This is a genomic window from Pseudomonas borbori, assembly GCF_900115555.1.
GTDB lineage: Bacteria > Pseudomonadota > Gammaproteobacteria > Pseudomonadales > Pseudomonadaceae > Aquipseudomonas > Aquipseudomonas borbori.
The window spans coordinates 61,648-83,974 of record NZ_FOWX01000027.1; the positions used below are offsets into that span (position 1 = coordinate 61,648).

Annotated in this window: 20 protein-coding genes and 2 pseudogenes; 19 read left to right on the forward strand and 3 right to left on the reverse strand. The window is 61.2% G+C overall.

The genetic code is table 11. The annotated features are described in order from the left end of the window. Positions 1–225: 225 nt before the first annotated feature. Positions 226–420, reverse strand: coding sequence for a hypothetical protein (locus BM315_RS18045; protein ID WP_141123972.1), 195 nt, complete (start codon positions 418–420; stop codon positions 226–228). 348 nt (positions 421–768) lie between these two features. On the opposite strand from BM315_RS18045, the gene nosR reads away from it, so the two are divergent. The 9 genes and pseudogenes from nosR to BM315_RS25050 all read left to right on the forward strand — a co-directional run. After that, on the forward strand, positions 769–2,886 hold the full coding sequence (gene nosR, locus BM315_RS18050) for a transcriptional regulator NosR (RefSeq protein WP_170862254.1): 2,118 nt from the start codon (positions 769–771) through the stop codon (positions 2,884–2,886). A 56-nt stretch (positions 2,887–2,942) separates the two neighbouring features. Continuing rightward, complete coding sequence (gene nosZ, locus BM315_RS18055) at positions 2,943–4,856, forward strand: TAT-dependent nitrous-oxide reductase (protein ID WP_090503695.1); 1,914 nt, start codon at positions 2,943–2,945, stop codon at positions 4,854–4,856. Between the two features lie 80 nt (positions 4,857–4,936). Beyond that, a complete protein-coding gene (locus BM315_RS18060) occupies positions 4,937–6,259 on the forward strand; it encodes a nitrous oxide reductase family maturation protein NosD (protein ID WP_090503697.1) in 1,323 nt (440 codons plus the stop codon). Beyond that, a complete protein-coding gene (locus BM315_RS18065; protein ID WP_090503699.1) occupies positions 6,256–7,182 on the forward strand; it encodes an ABC transporter ATP-binding protein in 927 nt (308 codons plus the stop codon). The genes BM315_RS18060 and BM315_RS18065 overlap by 4 nt, the downstream gene beginning before the upstream one ends. Next, positions 7,179–8,006, forward strand: a complete 828-nt coding sequence (locus BM315_RS18070) for an ABC transporter permease (RefSeq protein ID WP_090503702.1) — start codon at positions 7,179–7,181, stop codon at positions 8,004–8,006. Before BM315_RS18065 ends, BM315_RS18070 begins: the two co-directional genes overlap by 4 nt. 26 nt (positions 8,007–8,032) lie before the next feature. Then, positions 8,033–8,605 carry a nitrous oxide reductase accessory protein NosL gene (locus tag BM315_RS18075; protein WP_090503704.1) on the forward strand — a complete coding sequence of 191 codons (573 nt, stop codon included), beginning with the start codon at positions 8,033–8,035 and terminating at the stop codon, positions 8,603–8,605. A 208-nt stretch (positions 8,606–8,813) separates the two neighbouring features. After that, positions 8,814–9,809 carry a ubiquinone anaerobic biosynthesis protein UbiU gene (gene ubiU / locus BM315_RS18080; RefSeq protein WP_090503707.1) on the forward strand — a complete coding sequence of 332 codons (996 nt, stop codon included), beginning with the start codon at positions 8,814–8,816 and terminating at the stop codon, positions 9,807–9,809. A 10-nt stretch (positions 9,810–9,819) separates the two neighbouring features. Then, entirely contained in the window at positions 9,820–10,710 is an 891-nt protein-coding gene (locus BM315_RS18085; protein ID WP_090503709.1) for a U32 family peptidase, read from the forward strand. 27 nt (positions 10,711–10,737) lie between these two features. Then, a pseudogene (locus BM315_RS25050) lies at positions 10,738–10,845 on the forward strand (tyrosine-type recombinase/integrase); the annotation flags it as partial. 615 nt (positions 10,846–11,460) lie between these two features. Here the strand turns inward: BM315_RS25050 and mapR are convergent. Both mapR and ccoG read right to left on the reverse strand, forming a co-directional pair. Then, on the reverse strand, positions 11,461–12,870 hold the full coding sequence (gene mapR / locus BM315_RS18100; RefSeq protein WP_090503737.1) for a GntR family transcriptional regulator MpaR: 1,410 nt from the start codon (positions 12,868–12,870) through the stop codon (positions 11,461–11,463). A gap of 123 nt (positions 12,871–12,993) precedes the next feature. Beyond that, on the reverse strand, positions 12,994–14,406 hold the full coding sequence (ccoG, locus tag BM315_RS18105) for a cytochrome c oxidase accessory protein CcoG (RefSeq protein ID WP_090503712.1): 1,413 nt from the start codon (positions 14,404–14,406) through the stop codon (positions 12,994–12,996). 303 nt (positions 14,407–14,709) lie between these two features. Between ccoG and BM315_RS18110 the strand changes: the two genes are divergently transcribed. The 10 genes and pseudogenes from BM315_RS18110 to BM315_RS18150 all read left to right on the forward strand — a co-directional run. After that, entirely contained in the window at positions 14,710–16,380 is a 1,671-nt protein-coding gene (locus tag BM315_RS18110) for a nitrite/sulfite reductase (protein ID WP_090503714.1), read from the forward strand. After that, positions 16,377–16,886, forward strand: coding sequence for a DUF934 domain-containing protein (locus BM315_RS18115; protein WP_090503715.1), 510 nt, complete (start codon positions 16,377–16,379; stop codon positions 16,884–16,886). Before BM315_RS18110 ends, BM315_RS18115 begins: the two co-directional genes overlap by 4 nt. A 12-nt stretch (positions 16,887–16,898) precedes the next feature. Then, positions 16,899–17,264, forward strand: a complete 366-nt coding sequence (locus tag BM315_RS18120; protein ID WP_090503718.1) for a CidA/LrgA family protein — start codon at positions 16,899–16,901, stop codon at positions 17,262–17,264. Beyond that, positions 17,261–17,983, forward strand: a complete 723-nt coding sequence (locus BM315_RS18125; RefSeq protein ID WP_090503719.1) for an LrgB family protein — start codon at positions 17,261–17,263, stop codon at positions 17,981–17,983. The genes BM315_RS18120 and BM315_RS18125 overlap by 4 nt, the downstream gene beginning before the upstream one ends. A 20-nt stretch (positions 17,984–18,003) precedes the next feature. After that, on the forward strand, positions 18,004–18,291 hold the full coding sequence (locus BM315_RS25555) for an aldehyde dehydrogenase family protein (protein WP_141123974.1): 288 nt from the start codon (positions 18,004–18,006) through the stop codon (positions 18,289–18,291). A 167-nt stretch (positions 18,292–18,458) separates the two neighbouring features. Then, a pseudogene (locus BM315_RS18130) lies at positions 18,459–18,641 on the forward strand (RND transporter); the annotation flags it as partial. Between the two features lie 118 nt (positions 18,642–18,759). Beyond that, the gene (locus tag BM315_RS18135) at positions 18,760–19,239 is read left to right on the forward strand and encodes a chemotaxis protein CheW (protein ID WP_090503722.1); all 480 of its coding nucleotides are present in this window, start codon (positions 18,760–18,762) and stop codon (positions 19,237–19,239) included. Continuing rightward, positions 19,226–20,779, forward strand: coding sequence for a CheR family methyltransferase (locus BM315_RS18140; protein ID WP_170862252.1), 1,554 nt, complete (start codon positions 19,226–19,228; stop codon positions 20,777–20,779). The genes BM315_RS18135 and BM315_RS18140 overlap by 14 nt, the downstream gene beginning before the upstream one ends. After that, a complete protein-coding gene (locus BM315_RS18145; protein WP_090503728.1) occupies positions 20,764–21,372 on the forward strand; it encodes a chemotaxis protein CheW in 609 nt (202 codons plus the stop codon). The genes BM315_RS18140 and BM315_RS18145 overlap by 16 nt, the downstream gene beginning before the upstream one ends. A gap of 23 nt (positions 21,373–21,395) precedes the next feature. Then, on the forward strand, positions 21,396–22,327 hold a 932-nt coding region (locus BM315_RS18150), incomplete at its 3' end, for a HAMP domain-containing protein (RefSeq protein ID WP_141123973.1).

Below are 22,327 nucleotides of genomic sequence, written 5' to 3' on the forward strand. Positions count from 1 at the left end.
CGCGGCTTTCAGCACGTCGCTGCCGATCTGGGCCTCGAACTGCTGCCACACCGGGCGCATGGCGTGGCGCCAGGCATCGCGTTGCTCCACGCTCAGCACGATTATCTGACTGGCGCCAGACGCCTCGATGCGTTGGCAGCCTCCGCCTGACGATTCACCTCATATCGTCCTAGAAAATCCAGTCACTTAGCGGTGATTGGATTTTTTATGGGTGAGTGTTTTGCGTTACTCCAGAGTTTCTCCCCACTTTTTTCCCCGCCGGTAAATCACCAGCGAGGCCTGTAAGGCCAACAGGGTCAGCGCGACCGAGAACAGCGGGTGGTCGGTCAGCCTGGCCCACAATTGATCTCGGTCAAAGTTGGCTACTGCCTGTCCGGTAGGCACATCAAAAAAGGCGTCTGATTCGCTTTTTTTGCGCACATCTGGCGCTGTTTCCGACGCGAACGAGAGCCGATGATCTCGGCTGTCCGAAGCAACACTGGAGACCGCCAACCTCACCAAGCCCGTGCGCCTGGTACCCGCAAAAGCTGGCGGGCCGATTCATATATGCAGCTTCGGAGGCCGTTTTCGCAGCCTATGCCTGACGTTCGGAGACCCGCTGTTCGCACTGGCTCCAATCCCAGGCAGGCAGAACTGATCGCAATCATGGGGACGCGTGGACAGCGTCACCTTACTTTGCTCCGTACATCCCTGACTTGAAATGGATGGCCCATGAAACCCCAACGCAGTACCTCCACTATCACCGGCATTCTGGGGAAACAGCTGCTCATGGTGGTGTTCCTCATGGTTTGCAGTTTGTCGCTGCAGGCCAAGGAATACGAGGCCGAGCAGCAGCGAATCGAGCAGTTTTTTCCGCGTGTTACCCAAACCTCCGATCCCGAAGGCGGCCACCAGGTGCGCACGCTCAGCGATGGCGTGGGCACTGTTTACGGCTACGCCTATCAGAGCATTAACGTCGTGGACATGCCTGCATATTCCGGCAAACCGATGAATATTCAGGTGCTGCTGGATCGTGACGGCGCCATCGTCGATGCCCATGTGCTGGAGCATCACGAACCCATTCTGCTGATCGGCATTCCCGAGCAGAAACTGCATGATTTCACCGCGAAGTACGCCGGTGTCAAGGCCGATCAGCGCGTGGTTGTCGGTCGCTCCAGTGACGATAAGGCGGTCACCGTCGATGCTGTCACAGGCGCCACCGTAACCGTGATGGTGGCCAATGAGATCATCATGCGTTCGGCCCATGAAGTGGCCGCGTCCCTTGGCTTGGTCAAGAGCAACATCGACGCCAGGCAGAAGCCGGCGATCGTCCGCGACGATGTCTACCATCCCGCCAACTGGGCGGAATTGACCGGCAATGGCGCGATCCGCCGATTGCACCTGACCAATGGCGATATCAATAAAGCCTTCAACGGCACGGCGGCCGAAGGCGTCGATGAGGCGCCTGGCGAAGAAGCCGACGAGACCTTCATCGACCTCTACACCGCCCACCTGAACCCGCCGACCGTCGGCCGCAACCTGCTGGGTGACAACCAATATCGTTTGCTGATGGAAGACCTTCAGCCGGGTGAACACGCCATCGCAGTGCTGGGCAGTGGCGAGTATTCGTTCAAGGGCTCGGGCTATGTGCGTGGCGGCATCTTCGATCGTGTGCAGGTGCGCCAGTTTGGCAATATCCACAGCTTCCGCGATACCGACTTCCAGCGACTAAACGATGTGTACGCCGAGGGCATGCCGGACTTCACGGAGATGGCGATCTTCATCCTCCGCGAACAGACCGGTTTCGACCCGGGCTCGCCGTGGACACTGGAGCTGCTGGTGCGCCGTCAGACCGGTCCGGTAGAGGGCGTCTTCACCAGTTTCGAACTGCCTTGCCAGATCCCCGAGGAGTACATCGAACACCCGCAACCAACCGCCGAGGAGCTGGCCGCCATCGAGGAAGCCAACCGGCCGATGTGGGTCAACATCTGGTACGCGAAGAGCTTCCAGATTGGTGTGATCCTGGTAGCGCTGGTGCTGCTGACCGTCATTCTCTTCCTGCAGGATAAATTCACCCAGCACCCCACGTTCCTGAAGCGGCTGCGACACGGCTACCTGGTCTTCACCGTGGTGTTCATCGGCTGGTACGCGCTGGGGCAGCTGTCGGTGGTTAACGTGCTGACCTTCGTCCATGCGCTGGTGCAGGATTTCCGCTGGGAACTGTTCCTCACCGACCCGGTGATATTCATCCTCTGGGTATTCACTGCCGCGAGCATTCTGCTCTGGGGCCGTGGGGTGTTCTGCGGCTGGCTATGCCCCTTCGGCGCGCTGCAGGAGCTGATCAACGAGGCGGCACGCAAGCTGAAAATCCGCCAGTACGACGTGCCCTTCGCGATTCACGAGCGGCTCTGGGCGATCAAGTACATCGTGCTGCTGGTGTTGTTCGGCATCTCGCTGGAATCGATGACGATGGCCGAGAAGGCCGCCGAGGTGGAGCCGTTCAAGACCGCGATCACGCTGAGGTTCGATCGCCAATGGTGGTTCGTCGCCTACGCGGCGGTGTTGTTGGTCATCAACCTCTTCACCCGCAAAGTCTACTGCCGCTACGTCTGCCCGCTGGGCGCGGGCCTGGCGATCACGGGGCGCTTTCGTCTGTTCGACTGGCTCAAGCGGCGCAAGGAGTGCGGCAACCCCTGCCAGCTCTGCGCAAACGAGTGTGAAGTGCAGGCAATTCATCCGGACGGGCATATCAACCATAACGAATGCCACTACTGCCTGGATTGCCAGATGACCTACCACAACGAAGACAAATGCCCACCGCTGATCACGAAAAACAAGCGGGCCAAGCGCGGCAAGCAAGCGCCGGCCGAGTCCCAGTTGATCCCGGTGCAAGTCGTGGAACCTTGAATAGACACAACCCTTCATTTGACTGTTTTCAAATTTCATCCCGAAAGGAGCAGAGCATGAGCGACAAGGCAAAAGGCAACACCGAAGTATTGGAAAAAAGCGGCCTGAGTCGTCGCGGTTTCCTCGGTGCGACGGCGGCGACTGGTGCGGCGGTTGCCGCCACGGCATTGGGTGGCGCGGTGATGAGCCGCGAAACCTGGGCGGCAGCGGTAAAGAACCCCCAGTCCAAGATCCACGTCGGCCCGGGCGAGCTGGACACCTACTACGGTTTCTGGAGCGGCGGTCATCAGGGCGAGGTACGCGTAATGGGTGTGCCGTCCATGCGCGAAATCATCCGGATTCCGGTGTTCAACCTTGACCCGGCCACCGGTTATGGCCTCACCAACGAAAGTAAACGTGTGCTGGGTGACGGTGGCAAATGGATGATTGGCGACTGCCACCACCCACACCTGTCATTGACCGACGGTAAGCATGACGGCAAGTACCTGTTCATCAACGACAAGGCCTGCAGCCGCGTCGCACGTATCCGCCTGGATATCATGATGACCGATAAGATCGTCACCGTGCCCAATGCGCAGGCCGTGCACGGTCTGCGTCTGCAAAAGGTGCCGTATACCAAGTACGTGTTCTGCAACGCCGAATTCATCATTCCGCACCCAAACGACGGTCTGAATATTGCGCTGGACTCTGAAGACAGCTTTACCGTGTTCAACGCCATCGATGCCGAATCCATGGAAGTGGCCTTCCAGGTCATTGTCGACGGCAACCTGGACAACTGCGACGCCGACTACACCGGCAAATACGCCGCCTCTACCTGCTACAACTCCGAGAAGGCGTTGGATCTGGGTGGCAGCATGCGCAACGAGCGCGACTGGGTCGTGGTATTCAATATCCCGGCGATTGAGAAAGCCATCAAGGATGGCAAGTTTGTAACCTTGGGCGACAGCAAGGTGCCCGTGGTCGAAGGTCGCAAGGCGAAGATTGGTGACACCAATACCACCCGTTATATCCCCGTACCGAAGAACCCGCACGGCTGCAATATGTCACCGGATGGCAAGTATTTCATTGCCGCCGGCAAGTTGTCGCCAACTTGCACCATCATCTCGACCGCGCTGTTGGATGAGCTGTTTGCCGGCAAACTGAAAGACGAGCGTGATGTAGTGGTCGGCGAGCCGGAACTGGGTCTCGGCCCGCTGCACACCACCTTCGACGGTCGTGGCAATGCCTACACCACACTGTTCATCGACAGTCAGGTGGTCAAGTGGAACATCGACGAAGCCGTTCGCTTCTACAACGGTGAGAAGGTCAACTACATCAAGCAGAAGCTCGATGTGCATTATCAGCCAGGGCACAACCATGCCACGCTGACCGAGTCCAGCGAGGCTGATGGTCAATGGCTGGTGGTGTTGAGCAAATTCTCCAAAGACCGTTTCCTACCGGTTGGCCCGCTGCATCCAGAGAACGATCAACTGATCGATATCTCCGGCGATGAAATGAAACTTGTGCACGACGGTCCAGCCTACGCAGAGCCCCATGACTGCACCATGGCTCGCCGTGATCAGATTCGCCCCAAGAAGATTTGGGACCGAAACGACCCCTACTTCGCCGAAACCGTGAAACTGGCCGAGAAAGACGGCATCAACCTGGAGACCGATAACAGGATTATCCGTGACGGCAATAAGGTAAGGATTTACATGGTGTCGATGGCGCCCAGCTATGGCATCAACGAGTTCACGGTCAAGCAGGGCGATGAAGTCACCATCACCATCACCAATATCGACAAGATCGAAGATCTTACCCATGGCTTCTGCATCGTCAACCAAGGCGTAACCATGGCGATCGGCCCACAACAGACGTCCTCCATCACCTTCAAACCGGAAGGTGTCGGTGTGTTCTGGTACTACTGCAACTTCTTCTGCCATGCGCTGCACATGGAAATGAACGGCCGGATGATCGTCGAACCGGCGTAATCGGCCGCATCAGGGCACTTTCCTCGGCTGCGCCGGGGAGGTGCTTGGCGAAACGAATTGTCCGGATAGATGAGACGTTAATGAAATTTCCAGCAGTCAGACGACTTTGCCACCGAGCACCTTGGGTGCCGCTCATTCTTGCCGGTTGTGTTGTGGCGCAACCGCAACCTGTTTCAGAACTGCCGTTGGAGCCTAACGGCAATGACCAATGGCTACTTCCCGCCGGAGAGCACTTCGGTCAGTTCATCATCGACCAGCCGATGCATCTGCGTTGCGCCGCCGGTGCCGTGTTCGATGCGCAGGGCCAAGGCAATGCGCTGGAAATCGCCGCGGCTGGCGTCACGCTGGAAGGCTGCTCAATCCGCAACGCGGGCCGAAACCTTACCGAGATGGATGCGGGGATCTTCATCCGCCCCGGTGCTGACGGGACGATTGTCCGGGGTAACCGTATTGAAAGCGCCGGGTTCGGCATATTTTCCGATGCAGCCAGTGACGTGCGCATTCTCAACAATCGGCTTCGGGGCGATGACAGCGTGCGCTCGCAGGATCGAGGTAACGGGATTCACCTGTTCCGGGCCACCGGCGCTCTCGTCTCGGGGAACGAGGTCAGCCATACCCGTGATGGCATCTTCATCGACAATTCCAACGGTAACGTTCTGGAAAACAACACCCTGCACGACCTGCGTTATGGCGTGCATTACATGTACTCGCAAAACAATCAGTTGTTGAACAACCGTACCTACCGTACCCGCACTGGCTATGCGCTCATGCAGAGCCGCATGCTGACGGTTGCCGGCAACCGATCCCGGGAGGATCAGGGCTACGGGATTCTGATGAACAACATCACCTATTCGACGCTGACCAATAACCGGGTCACCGATATCAGAGCGGCGACTACCAGTGCCGGAGGGGAAATCAAGGGTAACGAAGGCAAGGCGCTATTTATCTACAACTCACTATTCAACGCGATTGAGAACAATCATTTCCAGAACAGCACTCTGGGTATCCATCTGACCGCCGGTTCGGAAGACAACCGTATCTCGGGTAACGCCTTTGTCGGCAACCAGCAGCAGGTCAAGTACGTGGCCACTCGTACGCAGGAGTGGTCGGCCGATGGGCACGGCAACTACTGGAGCGACTACCTGGGCTGGGACCGCGACGGCGACGGTTTGGGCGATATCGCTTATGAGCCCAACGACAATATCGATCGGCTGTTGTGGCTGTATCCGCAGGTACGCCTGCTGCTGAACAGCCCGAGCATCGAAGTGCTGCGTTGGGTGCAGCGTGCCTTTCCGGTGATCAAGTCACCGGGCGTACAGGACAGCCACCCGCTGATGAAACCATCCACCAGGGTGTTGGAAACCGGGGAGCTGATGAGCACAACGCAGGGGGGCCACTCATGAGTGCCGTCGAGATCCAGGGCGTCAGCCATTGTTACGGCAACATGACAGTGTTGCATGATTTGAACTTGAATCTGGGTGAAGGGGAGGTGCTGGGCCTGTTCGGCCACAACGGCGCCGGCAAGACCACGACCATGAAGCTGATCCTTGGCCTGCTGCAAGCCAGCGAGGGGCGAGTCCAGGTGCTCGGACGCGACCCACGGGCCAGCGATGTCCGCCGTCAGCTGGGCTATCTGCCGGAGAATGTGACGTTCTATTCGCAGCTCAGCGGTCGTGAGACGTTGCGTCACTTCGCTCGCCTGAAAAGCACGCCGCTGAGTCAGGTCGACGAGCTGCTCGAGCAGGTCGGCCTTGGTCACGCCGTCAATCGCCGGGTCAAAACCTATTCCAAGGGCATGCGTCAGCGTCTCGGCCTGGCCCAGGCGGTACTCGGCGAGCCACGTCTGTTGCTGCTCGACGAGCCGACGGTCGGCCTCGACCCCATCGCCACCCAGGATCTGTATCTGCTGATCGATCGCCTGCGCCAGAGCGGCACCAGCGTCATTCTTTGCTCCCATGTGCTGCCCGGCGTGGAGGCACACATCAACCGTGCGGCGATTCTCGCCAAGGGCCGCCTGCAGGCTATCGGCAGCCTCAATAAGCTGCGCAGTGAGGCGGATCTGCCGGTGCGCATCCGTGCCAGTGGTGTCGGCCGGAGCGAATCCTGGCTGGAGCGCTGGAACACGGCGGGGCATGCGGCGCGGCGGCACGGTGAGGATGGCGTCGAGGTGGTCGCCATCAACGGCCACAAACTACCGCTGCTGCGTGAGCTGCTAGGGGAAAGCGAGCCGGACGACGTGGAGATTTACCAGCCTTCGCTGGAAGATCTGTATCGCTATTACATGGATCGTGCCGGCGATGGCCAGGCGGCGGAGGGCCGAGCATGAAGCAGATCTGGAATATCGCCCGCAAGGAACTCAGTGACGGCCTGCGCAACCGCTGGTTGCTAGCCATCAGCTTGTTGTTCGCGATACTGGCGGTGGGCATCGCCTGGCTCGGCGCGGCCGCTTCGGGGCAGGTGGGGTTTACCTCGATCCCGGCGACCATTGCCAGCCTGGCGAGCCTGGCTACCTTTCTGATGCCGTTGATCGCGCTGCTGCTGGCCTATGACGCCATCGTCGGCGAGGACGAGGGCGGCACCCTGATGTTGCTGCTGACCTACCCGCTGGGGCGTGGCGAGATTTTGCTCGGCAAGTTCGTCGGGCATGGGCTGATTCTCGCACTTGCCGTCCTGATCGGTTTCGGCGGCGCCGCACTGGCCATCGCCGTGCTAGTCGATGACATCGAGCTTGGTCTGCTGCTCTGGGCCTTCGCTCGCTTCATGATTTCCTCGACGCTGCTGGGCTGGGTGTTCCTGGCGTTTGCCTACGTGCTCAGCGGCAAGGTCAACGAAAAGTCCAGTGCCGCCGGCCTGGCGCTGGGTATCTGGTTCCTCTTTGTGCTGGTGTTCGATCTGCTGCTGCTGGCTCTGCTGGTGCTTAGCGAGGGCAAGTTCAGTCCCGAGCTGTTGCCCTGGCTGCTCCTGCTCAACCCCACCGATATCTACCGGCTGATCAATCTATCCGGCTTCGAGGGCGGCAGCGCCATGAGCGTGCTGTCGCTGGGCGGCGAGCTGCCGGTGCCTGGTGCGGCGCTCTGGCTGTGCCTGCTGGCTTGGGGCGGCATATCGCTGCTGCTGGCCTATGGCGTCTTCTGCCGCCGCCTGACCTGACTTTCACAGATAAAAGGAGTACGCCTATGAACGCTCTTTATCGCATCGGCGCCGGAACGCTCTTCGCCATGCTGCTCACTCTCGGTCTGGCCGGCTGTGGCGAAAGCGAGGAAGTTAAACAATCGCTCGACCCGGTGGCTTTCCACGACAGCGACGAATGTCACGTCTGCGGCATGATCCTCGCTGACTTCCCCGGCCCCAAGGGTCAGGTAGTGGAGAAGAACGGGGTGAGGAAATTCTGTTCCACCGCCGAGATGCTCGGTTGGTGGCTGCAGCCGGAGAACCGCCTGCTCGACGTCAAACTGTATGTGCACGACATGGGCCGCAACGTCTGGGAGCACCCGGACGACAGCCACCTGATCGATGCAACCAGCGCCTACTACGTGGTTGGCACGTCACTCAAGGTTGCCATGGGTGCACCCCTGGCAACCTTCGCCAACGAGCAGACGGCTCAGCGCTTTGCCGAGGAGCATGGTGGTCGTGTGCTGCGCTTCGACGACATCGATCAGACGTTGCTGCAGAAAGCGGCGAGCATCCAGCATGGCGGCATGCCCGGGCAGATGCCCAGCGCTGAACATGACGCACAGGCAGGGCACTGAGCGCTCCACAACTCTTATCTGAGCTATAGGGCGGCCAACACAACGTTAACGCCCCCCTCGAAATAACCACACCTCAACAAATGCCCGGCCACTTCAAAAGTGCAGCGAGTGCTGAGGGTGCGTGTGTTTTCGGGGTTTTCTTACAGCTTCACTAAGCCTCGGGGCAGATTCTTTAGTCCCGACCGTGTTTCGTCCCGGAGGGGAACTCATGCAACTTGTTTGTCCCGCAGGCAGCCTGCCCGCGCTCAAGGCAGCCGTCCGCCAGGGCGCCGATGCCATCTATGTTGGTTTTCGTGATGACACCAACGCACGTCACTTCGCTGGCCTCAATCTGGATGAGAAGCAGCTGCAAACCGGCCTGGAGCTGATCCGCAAGGAAGGCCGCAAACTCTTTGTGGCGGTCAACACGTACGCCCAGCCGGGCGGTTGGCAGCGCTGGCAGCGCGCGGTGGATCACGCCGCCGAGCTGGGCGTGAATGCGCTGCTCGCTGCCGACCCCGGCGTGTTGGCCTATGCCAGCAAGCGCCACCCGGATCTCAATCTGCACCTCTCGGTGCAGGGCTCGGCAACCAACGCCGCCGCCCTGAGCCTCTACCAGCAGCGCTACAACATCCGCCGTGCCGTGCTGCCCCGCGTGCTGTCGCTGGCCCAGGTGCGCCAGGTGGCGGAGAAGAGCACGGTGCCGCTGGAAGTTTTTGCCTTCGGCAGCCTGTGCATCATGGCCGAGGGACGCTGCCACCTGTCGTCCTACCTGACGGGCGAGTCGCCCAACCTGTGCGGCGTGTGCTCGCCGGCCAAGGCGGTGCGCTGGCAGGAAGATGCCGACGGTCTCAGCTCACGGCTCAATGGCGTACTCATCGACCGCTATGCCAAGGACGAGCCGGCCGGCTACCCGACCCTGTGCAAGGGCCGCTTCATGGTCAATGGCCAGCGCTTCCATGCCCTGGAGGAGCCGACTAGCCTCAATACCCTCGACCTGATTCCGCAACTGGCCGCCATAGGCATCAAGGCGGTGAAGATCGAAGGCCGCCAACGCAGCCCGGCCTACGCCGAGCAGGTCACCCGGGTTTGGCGCGCCGCGCTGGATGCCTATGCGCGTGCGCCGCAGAGCTTCAGTGTGCAGCCGCAGTGGCGTAGCGCGCTGTCGACGTTGTCCGAGGGTAGCCAGACCACCCTGGGCGCCTACCACCGTTCTTGGCAGTGAGGAGTCATCGATGAAACTCAGTTTAGGTCCGGTACTGTTCTACTGGACACGGGAAAAACTGCTGAACTTTTACGCCGAGATGCTCGAGCAGCCGCTGGATGTCATCTACCTGGGTGAAACCGTGTGCTCCAAGCGTCGCGCCTTCGGTCTCGACGAGTGGCTGGGACTGGCCCGCGACCTGCGCGGCAGCAGCACGGCCGAGCTGGTGATCTCCGGCCTGACGCTGGTTGAGGCGGCCTCCGAGCTGTCCAGTCTCAAGCGCCTGTGCGACAACGGCGAATTGCTGGTGGAAGCCAACGACATGGGCGCGGTGCAGTTCCTCCGCGAGCGCAAGCTGCCCTTCGTCGCCGGGCCGGCGCTGAACGTCTACAACGGCCATGCCCTGGCGGAACTGATCGACTGCGGCATGCAACGCTGGGTGCCGCCGGTGGAGTGCTCCGGTGCGCTGATCCAGGACAGCCTAGAGCAGCTTGACAGCCTCGGCCTAAGCCGGCCGCAGGTCGAGCTGTTCGCCTACGGCCACCTGCCTCTGGCCTATTCGGCGCGTTGCTTTACCGCCCGCGCGGAGAACCGGCCCAAGGATGACTGCCAGCTCTGCTGTCAGAACTATCCCGAAGGCATTTCGCTGCTCAGCCAGGAAGGCGAGGCGCTGTTTACCATCAACGGTATCCAGACCATGTCGGCCAAGGTCAACAACCTGCTGGCCGATTACCCGCAACTGCAGAACGTCGGCGCCGAGCTGTTGCGCCTCAGCCCGCGTGCCGAAGGCATGGCCGAGGTGATCCAGGCCTACCACACGGTGCGCCAGGGCGCGCTGCCGCCGCTGGCGGTGGAAGGCTGCAACGGCTACTGGCATGGCCGTCCCGGCATGCTCGGCGCCGAGCCGGCCTTCAAAGGCTGATCCGGGCCTTTGTCATCCCGGTGTTTTTCAAAGGATCAGCAATGGCTTGGGCGCGCAAACATTAGCACCACCAGAACTTATGATCGGTGCCAGTCCAGGCCTGAGGACTCACCGACCTATCGAGTGCGTTGCTGATGTCATCGAGGACAGCAAGAGGCACTCCGCCGACTTTTTGCGCGGCTCGAGTTCGTCCAAGATGACATCGAAACCATCCTGAAAATGGTTCGTGAGCATGCAAGGGAAGACGCCGCCACAGGGGCCACCAGACCGTTCACACTGGATGACGTTCCTGGCGCTAGCGTGCGACTGACCGGTGTCTCCAGGCTAGATCAGGTCAACGGTTTCTCTTCTGGTCGCGCTTTTGATCTCGTGCCGGAGGGCATGCCATCCGGCTAATGCCTGCAAAGTCCGGCATCCCAACGCATTTGAGACAGTAACCCCGCTCCGGCATCCATCTGCTGAGTTCTCAATCTTGGGCGATGACATACCTGAAAGTACGCGCTGGGACCAAAGCGGGTCTGCCCATCCACATTTGAGCGCGCTCTCGGCATACGACGCAGGGTGTGCCGATGACTATATTGATGCGAAAGGCCCCCCGGCATTTCAGCCATACGGGCTGACCCTCTTGGTGCCAATCCCCTAGTTGTCGTAAAACGAACCTTGCTGGCGTCGCCGTAAAGCTTCGAGGGCGATCAATTTAGAAATAGAGCGACCAACGAAACAGACTCGAATTTGGCTGCTTTACCGTTATCAGAAGGATTTAAGGATGCGCCCGAGGATCTCCATGGCTTTCTCGCTGCGGCTGTCCCAAGGATGGCCATGATTGAGGCGGGCACAGTTCCTGAATCGCTGGGTCGCAGAGAAGATCGGGCCCGGCGCCAAGCTGATACCCTGTGCCAGCGCCAGTTGCAGAAGCTTCAGCGAGTCGACCTTTTCCGGAAACTCGAACCAAAGGAAATATCCGCCAGATGGACGGGTGACGCGGGTGCTGGTCGGGAAGTGGCGTGCAGCCGAGGCTAGCATGGTGCCCTGTTGCATTTCGAGGGCGTGCCGGAGCTTGCGCAGATGCCGATCATAGCCGCCATGTTGCAAGTAATCGGCGATTGCCGCTTGTGCCGGTACGGAGGGCGAAATTGTAGTCATTAGTTTGAGCCGGCTGATCTGTTCCGAAAAGCGCCCTCCAGCGACCCAGCCAACCCTGTAGCCAGGCGCCAGGCTTTTCGAGAACGAGCCGCAGTGCATGACCAACCCGTTGCGGTCATGGCTTTTGATCGGTCGGGGCGGCTGCTTGCCAAAATAGAGTTCGGCATAGACGTCATCTTCGATGAGCGGTGTTTGATATTGCTCAACAAGCGCGTAAAGGTCCTGTTTTTTTGTCTCGGTCATGGTCGCGCCGAGCGGGTTCTGCAGGCTACTCATAAACCAGCAGGCCTTGATCGGCAGTTTCGCCAGACAATCGGCAAGCACGTCGAGTTCGATTCCCTCGCGCGGGTGAACCGGAATCTCGACGGCCTTCAACTGGAGTCGTTCCAGTACCTGCAGGGTGGCGTAAAAGGCGGGCGCCTCGATCGCCACCAAGTCGCCAGGCCGGGTTACGGTCTGTAGGCAAAGGTTGAGAGCTTCCATGGCGCCGTTGGTTATCACCAGCTCCTCTACCGGCAGCATGACACCACTGACCATGTAGCGCAGCGCGATCTGACGACGTAGATCCGGGTTGCCTTCGGTCATGTCGGCCATAATCGCCTGGCCCGACATCTCTCTCGCGCTTTGCGCAAGGGAGCGGGCTAACCGTGCCAGTGGATATAAATTCGGATGAGGGAACGCAGAGCCGAAAGGTACGGTGTCTGCGTCTTTAAGTGATTTCAGCACGGAAAATACCAACTCGCTGACTCCGACGTCACTCACATCAACGGGATAATGCGTGGTGGTCAGTTCGTGCAAGGGTTTCTTTGCGTGCTCGCGAACATAATATCCAGAGCGGGGACGTGCTTGAATCAGGCCTCGACTTTCGAGTAAGTAATACGCTTGGAACACCGTCGAGAGGCTGACCCCGTAGGTACGGCCCGCATGGCGAACAGAGGGTACTTTCTCACCAGGCGCTAGCACGCCGGTACGGATTAGCTCGGCGACCTCATCAGCAAATTTTTCATACCGCTTCATCTTATCCAAACCGGCCGAAGGGCTAATCGGCGAGTATAACTTGGCGAAATCGTTCATGGCGTCTTCCTGCTGCGTCGCGCGCGTCAAGCTCGCGACGCTGTGAATCCGTTTCGGCGGAGAGGCTCAATATCTGGCAGGCGATATGAATGTGCTGGAGACGCTGTCGTGAGCCGACCGATCGTTTGGATTCATAATGGTGAAGTGAATTTCGTGAGTGGATGCCGCGCGGCTCGGCTCGACAAGGGCAACGCTGTAGGGCACGTCGCTGATCTCGCCGGGTGCGAGTGTCAGTTCACTCGGTCCTTGGAGGGTGAACTGTGCTCCCTGCAGCCCGACGCTATAGCGTTGGACTTGCTGGCTCTTATTGATAACCTTGAGCAGATACATGTTTTCGATCTGCCCTGCGCTGTTCTCACGGTACAGCGTCCGATCACGAGTCACGTCTAGCGAAACCAGCGAGCGCTCGCCGAGTGCCCAGATAAAGGCGCCGATCATTACTATCAAAACCAGACCGTAGCCCATCAGCCGCGGGCGCAACAGGCGGATCTTTTTCCCCTCCAGGGACCGCTCGGAAGCATAGCGCACCAGGCCGCGCGCATAGCCCATCTTGTCCATGACCTCGTCGCAGGCATCGACACAGGCGCCACAACTGATGCAGTCGAGTTGCAGTCCGTCACGAATGTCGATACCGGTCGGGCAGACCTGGACGCACATCGTGCAATCAATGCAGTCGCCCAATCCCTCGACGCGGTAGTCGCTGTCCTTCTTGCGTGGCCCGCGGGATTCCCCGCGCGCTGCGTCGTACGCGACGTTCAGGGTGTCGCTGTCGAACATGACGCTCTGGAATCGCGAGTAGGGGCACATGTGCAGGCACACCTGTTCGCGCAACCAGCCAGCGTTTAGATAGGTCGCTGTGGCAAACAATGCGACCCAGATCGTTGGGCCCAGCTCTGCATCGAGCGTCAACAGGCCGGCCACCAGTTCACGCACTGGGGTGAAGTAGCTGACGAAGGCGACGGCCGTGACCAGGCTGACGCCCAGCCAGATGGCATGCTTGGCGCCGCGACGCAGCAGCTTGTTCAGCGACCAGGGCGCGGCATCCAATTTGATTCGCTGGTTGCGATCGCCCTCGGTGATCTTTTCCGCCCACATGAAAATCCACGTCCAGGTGCTTTGCGGGCAGGCATAACCGCACCAGACCCGGCCAGCCAGCACCGAGATGAAGAACAGGCCGAAGGCGGCGATGATCAATATTGCGGAAAGAAGGATGAAATCCTGAGGCCAGAAGGTGCTGCCAAAGATATGGAACTGGCCTGCGCCGAGATCCCACAGCACCGCCTGGCGGCCGTTCCAGTCGAGCCAAGCTGTGCCGAAAAACAAAATGAACAGGAGCCCCGCGCCTAGCAGGCGCAGATTGCGGAACAACCCGCTGAAGCTCCGGGTGTGGATAGGACCGCCCTCCTTGGCCGGGGTCAGGCGCTTCGGCTTGCCGGGATCTATGGTTTCGATGATCCGGGTAGGAATTCGTTCTGTCATGACGGAAAACTCATCAGGCTGATTCAGACCGGGCAGATCATCGGCTCCCGCCTGTGCTTAAAACAGCGCCAGATGATGCTAAAAAAACCAGCTCAGATACCCTTCAGGAAGCTGCGGCGAAAAGGCAAGTGTCAGCGCTTGACGTACATCAAGCGAGGCTGGAGGAGTGGCGGCACGGCTGCTGAGCTGTATTTTATCGGCGCAACTGAATCTGTTTGTGAGTGATCCATGTCGGCATAGTCACTCCCCTCGACGGCGGCGTTACTGCCGTCGCACCTTGCTGGGGGCGAAGGGGAGTCTTGCATGTATCACTATGACGATTACGACCGAGCGCTTGTGCATGAGCGCGTGGTGCAGTTCCGCGATCAGGTGCAGCGTCGGATGTCCGGCGAGCTGAGCGAGGAGGAGTTTCTTCCGCTGCGTCTGCAGAACGGACTGTATATGCAGAAGCACGCCTACATGCTCCGGGTGGCTATCCCCTACGGCACGCTGTCCGCAGACCAGATGCGCACCTTGGCGCGGATCGCCCGGGACTACGACCGTGGCTATGGTCACTTCACCACCAGGCAAAATATTCAGTTCAACTGGATAGAGCTGGAGCAGGTTCCGGACATTCTCGAACTGTTGGCCGGGGTTGACATGCATGCAATTCAGACCTCGGGCAATTGCGTGCGCAACATCACCACCGAAGCCTTTGCCGGCGTTGCTGCCGATGAACTGCTCGACCCCCGCCCGCTGGCGGAAATCCTTCGGCAGTGGTCCACGGTAAATCCGGAATTTCTGTTTCTGCCGCGCAAGTTCAAGATCGCACTGTGTTCGGCCGAGCAAGACCGTGCCGCGATCATGATGCATGACATCGGCCTCTACCTGTATCGCGACGAGCAGGGCGAGATGCTGTTGAGGGTCATGGTCGGCGGAGGGCTTGGGCGCACGCCTATTCTCAGCCAGCAGATCCGCGAGGCTCTGCCCTGGCGACACCTGCTTTCTTATGTCGAGGCGATCCTTCGGGTCTACAACCGCTGGGGGCGTCGCGACAACAAGTACAAGGCGCGCATCAAGATCTTGGTCAAGTCGCTCGGCATTGAGGCTTTCGCCGAAGAGGTCGAGCGCGAGTGGCAGCACATCAAGGAGGGGCCGGCGGAGCTGACCGATGCCGAATATCTGCGTGTTGCTAGCTCGTTCCAGCCGCCGCCGTACGAGTGGCTACCGGATGTCGATTTGACGCTGGATACATGGTTGGCGCAGGAGCCTTCGTTCGCTCGTTGGGTCGAGCGAAATGTCATGGCCCACAAGGTGCAGGGCTATGCATCGGTGACGATCTCTACCAAACCTGGAATGGCGGCGCCGCCCGGCGATGTGACTGATGTACAAATGAGCATGCTTGCTCACTGGGCTGAGCGATTCGGTTTCGGTGAGCTGCGCATCACCCACGAGCAGAACATCGTGCTCCCAGACATACGCCAGCGAGATCTGTATGCACTGTGGTGTGCGGCCTGCGAGGTTGGCCTTGGCGCGCCTAACGTCGGGCTGCTTACAGACATAATCGCCTGCCCAGGTGGCGACTACTGCAAATTGGCGAATGCGAAGTCAATTCCAATTGCTCAGGCTATTCAGCAGCGTTTTCTCGACTTGGACTACCTGCATGACCTTGGCGATATCAGTCTGAACATCTCCGGGTGCATGAACGCATGTGGGCACCATCATATTGGCAACATCGGGATCCTTGGCGTCGACAAGAACGGCAGTGAGTGGTACCAGGTCACGCTCGGCGGCGCGCAGGGCAAGGCCAGTGCCCTGGGGAAGGTGATTGGCCCCTCGTTCTCAGCCGAGGCGGTGCCTGCGGTGATCGAGCGTCTCGTGCAGACCTTCGTCGAGCACCGCGAAGCCGACGAGCGCTTCGTCGAGACCGTCAACCGCATCGGTCTCGGGCCATTCAGGGAGCGCGTCTATGCGGCGGCGGAAGCCACACTATGAAGAACCTGATCAGGCTGGTTGAGGGGCAGGCGCGGATCGTTCACGACGATCCCTGGCAACTGGTTCGTGACGACGCGCCCCAGGCAGCAGGCGCGCTCATCCTGCCGCTGGCGCACTGGCAGGCGCGACAGGACGCCGAGGTTCTCGCGGGTAATCGGCTCAGCCTGCAGGGTGTGCTGCTGCAGCCCGACGACGACCCCGAGGCGCTGGCCGAATGGCTTGAGGTGCTGCCGCTGGTCGCGATCGATTTCCCGAGCTTCCTTGACGGGCGCGGCTACAGCCAGGCCTATCTATTGCGAGTGCGCCGAGGCTGGTGCGGTGAAGTGCGCGCGGTGGGCGAGGTGTTGCGCGATCAGCTGGCGCACATGCGTCAGTGCGGCTTCGATGCCTTTGCCGTTCGCGAGGACAAGTCTGCCGAAGATGCGCTCAAGGGGCTAGCAGGGATGAGTGTGCTCTACGGGCGTTCCGCAATTGAGCCGCGCCCGCTGTTTCGTCGACGAGGATGAGTGGAGGTCAGGATGATTCTCAAGGGGTTGACTGTACTGGTACTGCTGCAACTGCTCGGCAATGTGCTGAACCTTACACTATTGCCGATGCTGCCCGGACCGATCATAGGCCTGCTGTTGTTGTTCGGCTGGTTGTTGATACGTGGCGGGATCAGTGAGCCTGTCGAACAGGCGGCGAGCGGGCTGCTGCAGTACTTGCCAATGCTGCTGGTGGTGCCCGCGGCGGGCATCATGGCCAGCGGTGAGATGCTGTTGAACGATCTTCCGGCCATTGCGGCGGCGCTGGTGCTGTCTCTGGTGGTCACGGTACCGCTGTGTGGCTGGCTGATGCAGCGGATGATCAGGCACGTGGAAGCGCGCCGGAGAGACGATCCATGAGTCCTTCGCTCTTGGAACTCTGGGCAAGCCTGTGCGCCCCCCCGCTTTTTTCCGTCGCGCTGATCCTGCTGGCGTTCCAGGCCTCGCTGCAGCTCTACCGGCGTAGCCGCTGGTTGTTGCTGCAGCCGGTCATGGTCTCCACGACCATCGTCGTCTGCGTGTTGTTGCTCAGCGGAATTGATTACGCGCACTTTCGCGAGGACGCCTCGCCGGTTGCCATGCTGCTGGGACCTGCCACCGTGGCGCTGGCGGTGCCGCTGTACCGCAACCTGCGGCGCATCCGTCAACTGCTCTGGCCGATCCTGCTGACTCTGACGGTGGGTGGCAGCCTCACCGTGCTTCTGACCCTGCTGATCGCTCACCAGCTCGGTGCTGAGCTGCCGGTGCTGATGAGCCTGGCGCCCAAGTCTGCAACCATGCCGATCGCCATGCTGGTGGCGGAGCAATGGGGCGGCATCGCCTCGCTGACAGCCGTGCTGGTGATGCTCACCGGGGTCGTTGGCACGGCCCTGGGTCCGCTGCTGCTGGGCTGGGCCGGGGTGGCGAGTCCCGCGGCGCGCGGCCTGAGCTACGGCATCAATGCCCACGCCATCGGCACGGTGCGGGCGCTGGAGGAGGGCGACGAATGCGGCGCCTTCGCCGCCCTGGGCATGAGCCTGATGGGCATCCTCATCGCGGTCCTGCTGCCGCTGGCACTCAACTATGGCGGCTGGCGCTGAGTTCAGCGTGACCAGGTGAAATCGAGGAAGCGTTAAGACTGGTCAACATCTCACCCTACGGACTGACGGTAGCCATCCACAGTGCAGACAGCATGCGTGCCTGCGAGCGGGTCAGCCAAATCCACAGCGGTATGGTTCAGGTGAACGATCAGACCGCAAACAGTAAGCGTATAGCCCGCCCACCTTTTCCTCGAACACCCTGGCCGGCATCCCCTGCGTTTGCCAACAGGAGATTTACCTGGAAACGATGCACGCGCAATGCGAGTCCTGGGCGAGGCAGGTACAGGACTGGCGGGATAACGTGTTGACGTAGGTCGCTTACTGTCAGCCGCATGAGCTTAAACCCAGAACGCTGACCCTGGCAGGCCGTTGGCGATGCGGGAGCCACCCGTCACCGAGGCGTTGCTACTGCAACATGCCAGCGGCTGGCAGTTGGCATTGCTGTTGGCGTCGATGCGATCTGGTTGCCGGGTTGCTGCGGGTGCTGGAGCAGGAGGAGGTGCTCCAGCAGCAGGCGCTGGACGCCGCCCGCGAGTCCCTGCGCCTGATCGAGAACCAGTACCGCGCCGGCACCGTCGACTTCAACAGCGTGGTCAACGTGCAGGCTACCGCTTTGAACAACGAACGCAGCAACCTGACCCTGCTCGGCAGGCGCCTTCCTCGGCTGTGGCAGAACCCTAGCAGCCGTGGATCTCTCGACTACGGCACTGGACGTTGGCCGCTTCTGAACTAGGGTTCTAGGAGGATAAACAGCGTACGGTGACAGGGACACATCTATGGACAGATACGTGATGTTGCCCTTCTGGCTGGCCGAACAACGCTTGGCGGTAACCCTCGATCAAGTGGTGCGCGTGCTGCCGGCGCTGCAGGTTAGCCCTTTGCCCGGTGCACCCGAGGCGGTCTGTGGGCTGGTCAATGTGCGCGGCAAACTGCTCCCGGTGGTGGATCTGGCCCGGCGTTTCGGCTGGGCCACGCCCGTGCCCGGCCTGTGGCAACCTTTTATCTGGCTGCGCAGCAGCGCGCGCGAGCTCCTGCTCCCGGTGGCGCGGGTGGAGTCGGTGTGTAGCGCTGCGGCAGAGGACTTCATTCCGGTACCGGATCCGCGGGTTCCCTCCAGTCTGCTGCGCGGGGCGTTGCGCACCGACCAAGGGCTGCTGCTGATCCAGGACGTCGAACAGCTGCTCAGCGCTGGCGACGAGCTGCAGCTGGCTGCGCTGTTGACCGATGACGGGAGATTGGCCGATGCAGCGGACTGAAGCGCGCTGTTCGCCAAGCCTGTTGGCGGCCTTGAATCACAAGGTGCATCAGCACCTGGGGATGGATTTTTCCGGGGCGCGGGGTGGCGACTTGCTGCGGCGTCTGCAGCTGCTGGCCCTGGAATTGCAAGTAGCGGATCTCGAGCCCTGGCTGCAGCAACTGGCCTTCGCCGACTGGGATGCGGCCTTGGTGCAGACGCTGATCCCCGCGTTCAGCGTCGGCGAAACCTATTTCCGTCGCGATGCCGAGGCGCTCGACTGGCTGGCGGTCAACCACCTGGGCCCGCTGCTGACGCGTCGGCGCCAGGCCGGGCAGCGCAGCCTGCGCCTGTGGAGTGCCGGCTGTTGTACCGGCGAGGAGGCCTACAGCCTGCTGTTCCTGCTCGATCGGCTGCTCGGCGCTGAGCGCGACAGCTGGATCCTGGAACTGCTCGCCAGCGACATCAACGCGGCCTTTATCGCGCGGGCGGAGCAGAGCCTGTATGGCGCCAATGCCTTTCGCCGCAACGAAGCGGCCTTCCGCAACCAGCATTTCCAGGCCGAGGGCCGCCTGTGGCGGGTGCGGCCGGCCTGGCGCGGGCGTATCCGGTTCATCCAGTACAACCTGGCCGATGGCCTGCTCGCCTGCCCGATGCAAGGCGCCGACCTGATTCTGTGTCGCAACGTGCTGATGTATTTCTCGCCGACCCGTGCGGCTAGCGTGTTGCACCGGTTGCTCGGCTGCCTGGACCGCGACGGCCTGCTGCTGCTGAGTGCGGTCGAGGCAGGCATCGCCACCCAGGCTGGCTTCAATGGCTTCTGGGCCGGTTGCAACTATGCCCTGAATAGTAGCGCCGAGCGTGCCCCGCCCACGCTCGCCGTTGTTTCGGCCGACGCCGCGGCGCGCCAGGACAGCTCGCCCGCGACCACGCCGGGCGTTGCTGGTGGCCAGGCCCCGGGGCCACGCCGGGTCGAGCCGACGGTCGTCGTAGACAGGGCCTGGCCGCGCGTCGACCGTGTGGATGCCGGCGCTCCGTCCGAGGGCTTCTGGCAACAGGCGCAACGGTCTCTGGATGCCGGCGAGTACGTCACGGCCCGCGAAGCCCTGCTGGCCTACCTGGCCTGCACCGGCCTGAGCCATGCCCAGCAACACCAGGCCTGCCTGCTGCTGGCGCACAGTTGGGCCGACCAGCAGCGCATCGACGAGGCGCAGGACTGGTTGCAGCGGGCGCTGTCGCTGGATCCCGCTTCGGTCATGGGTTACTGGCTGCAGGCTCTGCTGGCACAGCAGGGTGGCGATATTCCGGCGGCCCTGCTGGCGTTGCAGAAAACCCTCTATCTCGACCCCGGCTTCATTCTTGGCTACTTCCTGCAGGCGCGCCTGTTGCGTACGCAAGGCCGCATGCGGGCCAGCGATAAGGCGTTACAGGTCTGCCGTCAGTTGCTCGACGAGCAGGACGAGAAAGCGCTGCTAGCGCAAGGCAATGGCATGAGCTGTGGCCAACTGCTGCGCTTGTGCGAGCAATTGCTGGAGGAACAACACCCATGTCCGATCCGATGAACCACGATGCGCGCTGGGCGCAGCTGCATGAACGTTTGGGCGAGTTTGAGCGGCGCTTGCTCGACGGCTTTGCCATGGCCCCCGAGCAGTGGGCCGCGCGCCTGGGCGAGCGCACCCGGCAATGGGCCTGTGCGGAGCAGGCCGAGGCGGCGCAAGATCAACTGGAGGTGCTGAGTTTCATTCTCAGTAACGAGCGGTATGCCATCGGCAGCGAGCACGTCGCCCAGGTGCTGCCGCTGAACCAGTACACGCCCTTGCCCGGTACCCCGGCCTACGTGCTGGGTATCGTCAATGTGCGCGGTCGCATCGTTTCGGTACTGGATCTGCGGGTGCTGTTCGAACTGCCGATCGGCGGCCTTGCCGAGCGCAGCTTCCTGCTTGTCCTGCACAGCGCGGAAATGGAGTTCGGCCTGCTGATCGACCGCGTCCTGGGGGTTGCGCAAATCAGCCGCGAGACCCTGCAAGGCGCTCCGGCCAACCTGTCCGGGGTGCGCGCCAACTATCTGCTGGGGGTGACTTGCGAGCAATGTACGGTACTCGATGGTGCGCGCCTGCTGGGTGACCCGAATCTGCGCGTGCTGGCCGACGATTAGTAATATGGAGAGGGACAAGCGTGATGGACAACAAGGTTCTGCGATTCAACATAGGCAGCAAGCTGATCATGGCCTTCGCCCTGCTGATCCTGGGCTTCGGCGGCCTGCTGTTCTTCACCCTGGAGCGCTTCGTCAGTCTGCAGGAAAGCGAAGAACTGCAGTTCAAGCACAACTATGAACGGCTCTCCGCGGCGAAGGAGTTGCGCATCAATATCGCAGCCCAGCGCAGCGACCTGCTGCTGGCGATAGACGAGGGCACGCCTGAGCAACTGGATGCGCGCGAGACGGAAATTCGCAGGCACAGCGAGGCAAACGACCAACAGGTGAAACGCCTGCAGATGGCGGCCAGCGACGATTCGGAAGTCGGCGATATTCTCGAGCAGTTGCTGGCGGTGCGCAGCCTGGCGGCGAAGACCCGCGAGCAGCAACTGCAGCTTATCCGCAGTGGCCAGTTGGAGCAGGCGCGGCACTTGAGCAGCGGCATCCAGCAGGAACGGATCGACAGGATCCATGAATTGGGCCTGCAGCTGGCCAACCTGACCGATCGGCGCATCGCCGAGGCCTTGGTCCGCTCGCGCCAGTCGCTGCAGACCCTGCGCGAGCGCATCCTCAATTTGAGCCTGCTGTTGGTGGGGGCCAGTGCGATCCTGGCCTGGTTGCTCAGCCGCCATATCGCCCTGCCGCTGGCGCGCCTGACCGGCTGGGCCGAGCGCATCGGCCGCGGCGAGATCCCCCGCGAGGTCATTGCCAGCACCCGGCAGGACGAAGTGGGCCGGCTGGCCCAGGCATTCGGCGCCATGAGCCAGTACCTGCGCGAGCTGGTGCAGGAGATGAATGAAGGCATCGCGGTGCTGGCCAGCTCCAGCGAGGAGATTCTCGCCGCCACCAGCCAGGTGGCCTCGAGCACCCAGGAAACCGCCACCGCGATCAGCGAGATCGCCACCACGGTGGAGGA

What these genes read in the sequence shown, in the direction of transcription:
- nosR (WP_170862254.1), top strand. Translation starts at nt 769, where the DNA reads ATGGTGGTGTTCCTCATGGTTTGCAGTTTGTCGCTGCAGGCCAAGGAA.
- nosZ (WP_090503695.1), top strand. Translation starts at nt 2,943, where the DNA reads ATGAGCGACAAGGCAAAAGGCAACACCGAAGTATTGGAAAAAAGCGGC.
- BM315_RS18060 (WP_090503697.1), top strand. Translation starts at nt 4,937, where the DNA reads ATGAAATTTCCAGCAGTCAGACGACTTTGCCACCGAGCACCTTGGGTG.
- BM315_RS18065 (WP_090503699.1), top strand. Translation starts at nt 6,256, where the DNA reads ATGAGTGCCGTCGAGATCCAGGGCGTCAGCCATTGTTACGGCAACATG.
- BM315_RS18070 (WP_090503702.1), top strand. Translation starts at nt 7,179, where the DNA reads ATGAAGCAGATCTGGAATATCGCCCGCAAGGAACTCAGTGACGGCCTG.
- BM315_RS18075 (WP_090503704.1), top strand. Translation starts at nt 8,033, where the DNA reads ATGAACGCTCTTTATCGCATCGGCGCCGGAACGCTCTTCGCCATGCTG.
- ubiU (WP_090503707.1), top strand. Translation starts at nt 8,814, where the DNA reads ATGCAACTTGTTTGTCCCGCAGGCAGCCTGCCCGCGCTCAAGGCAGCC.
- BM315_RS18085 (WP_090503709.1), top strand. Translation starts at nt 9,820, where the DNA reads ATGAAACTCAGTTTAGGTCCGGTACTGTTCTACTGGACACGGGAAAAA.
- mapR (WP_090503737.1), bottom strand. Translation starts at nt 12,870, where the DNA reads ATGAAGCGGTATGAAAAATTTGCTGATGAGGTCGCCGAGCTAATCCGT.
- ccoG (WP_090503712.1), bottom strand. Translation starts at nt 14,406, where the DNA reads ATGACAGAACGAATTCCTACCCGGATCATCGAAACCATAGATCCCGGC.
- BM315_RS18110 (WP_090503714.1), top strand. Translation starts at nt 14,710, where the DNA reads ATGTATCACTATGACGATTACGACCGAGCGCTTGTGCATGAGCGCGTG.
- BM315_RS18115 (WP_090503715.1), top strand. Translation starts at nt 16,377, where the DNA reads ATGAAGAACCTGATCAGGCTGGTTGAGGGGCAGGCGCGGATCGTTCAC.
- BM315_RS18120 (WP_090503718.1), top strand. Translation starts at nt 16,899, where the DNA reads ATGATTCTCAAGGGGTTGACTGTACTGGTACTGCTGCAACTGCTCGGC.
- BM315_RS18125 (WP_090503719.1), top strand. Translation starts at nt 17,261, where the DNA reads ATGAGTCCTTCGCTCTTGGAACTCTGGGCAAGCCTGTGCGCCCCCCCG.
- BM315_RS18135 (WP_090503722.1), top strand. Translation starts at nt 18,760, where the DNA reads ATGGACAGATACGTGATGTTGCCCTTCTGGCTGGCCGAACAACGCTTG.
- BM315_RS18140 (WP_170862252.1), top strand. Translation starts at nt 19,226, where the DNA reads ATGCAGCGGACTGAAGCGCGCTGTTCGCCAAGCCTGTTGGCGGCCTTG.
- BM315_RS18145 (WP_090503728.1), top strand. Translation starts at nt 20,764, where the DNA reads ATGTCCGATCCGATGAACCACGATGCGCGCTGGGCGCAGCTGCATGAA.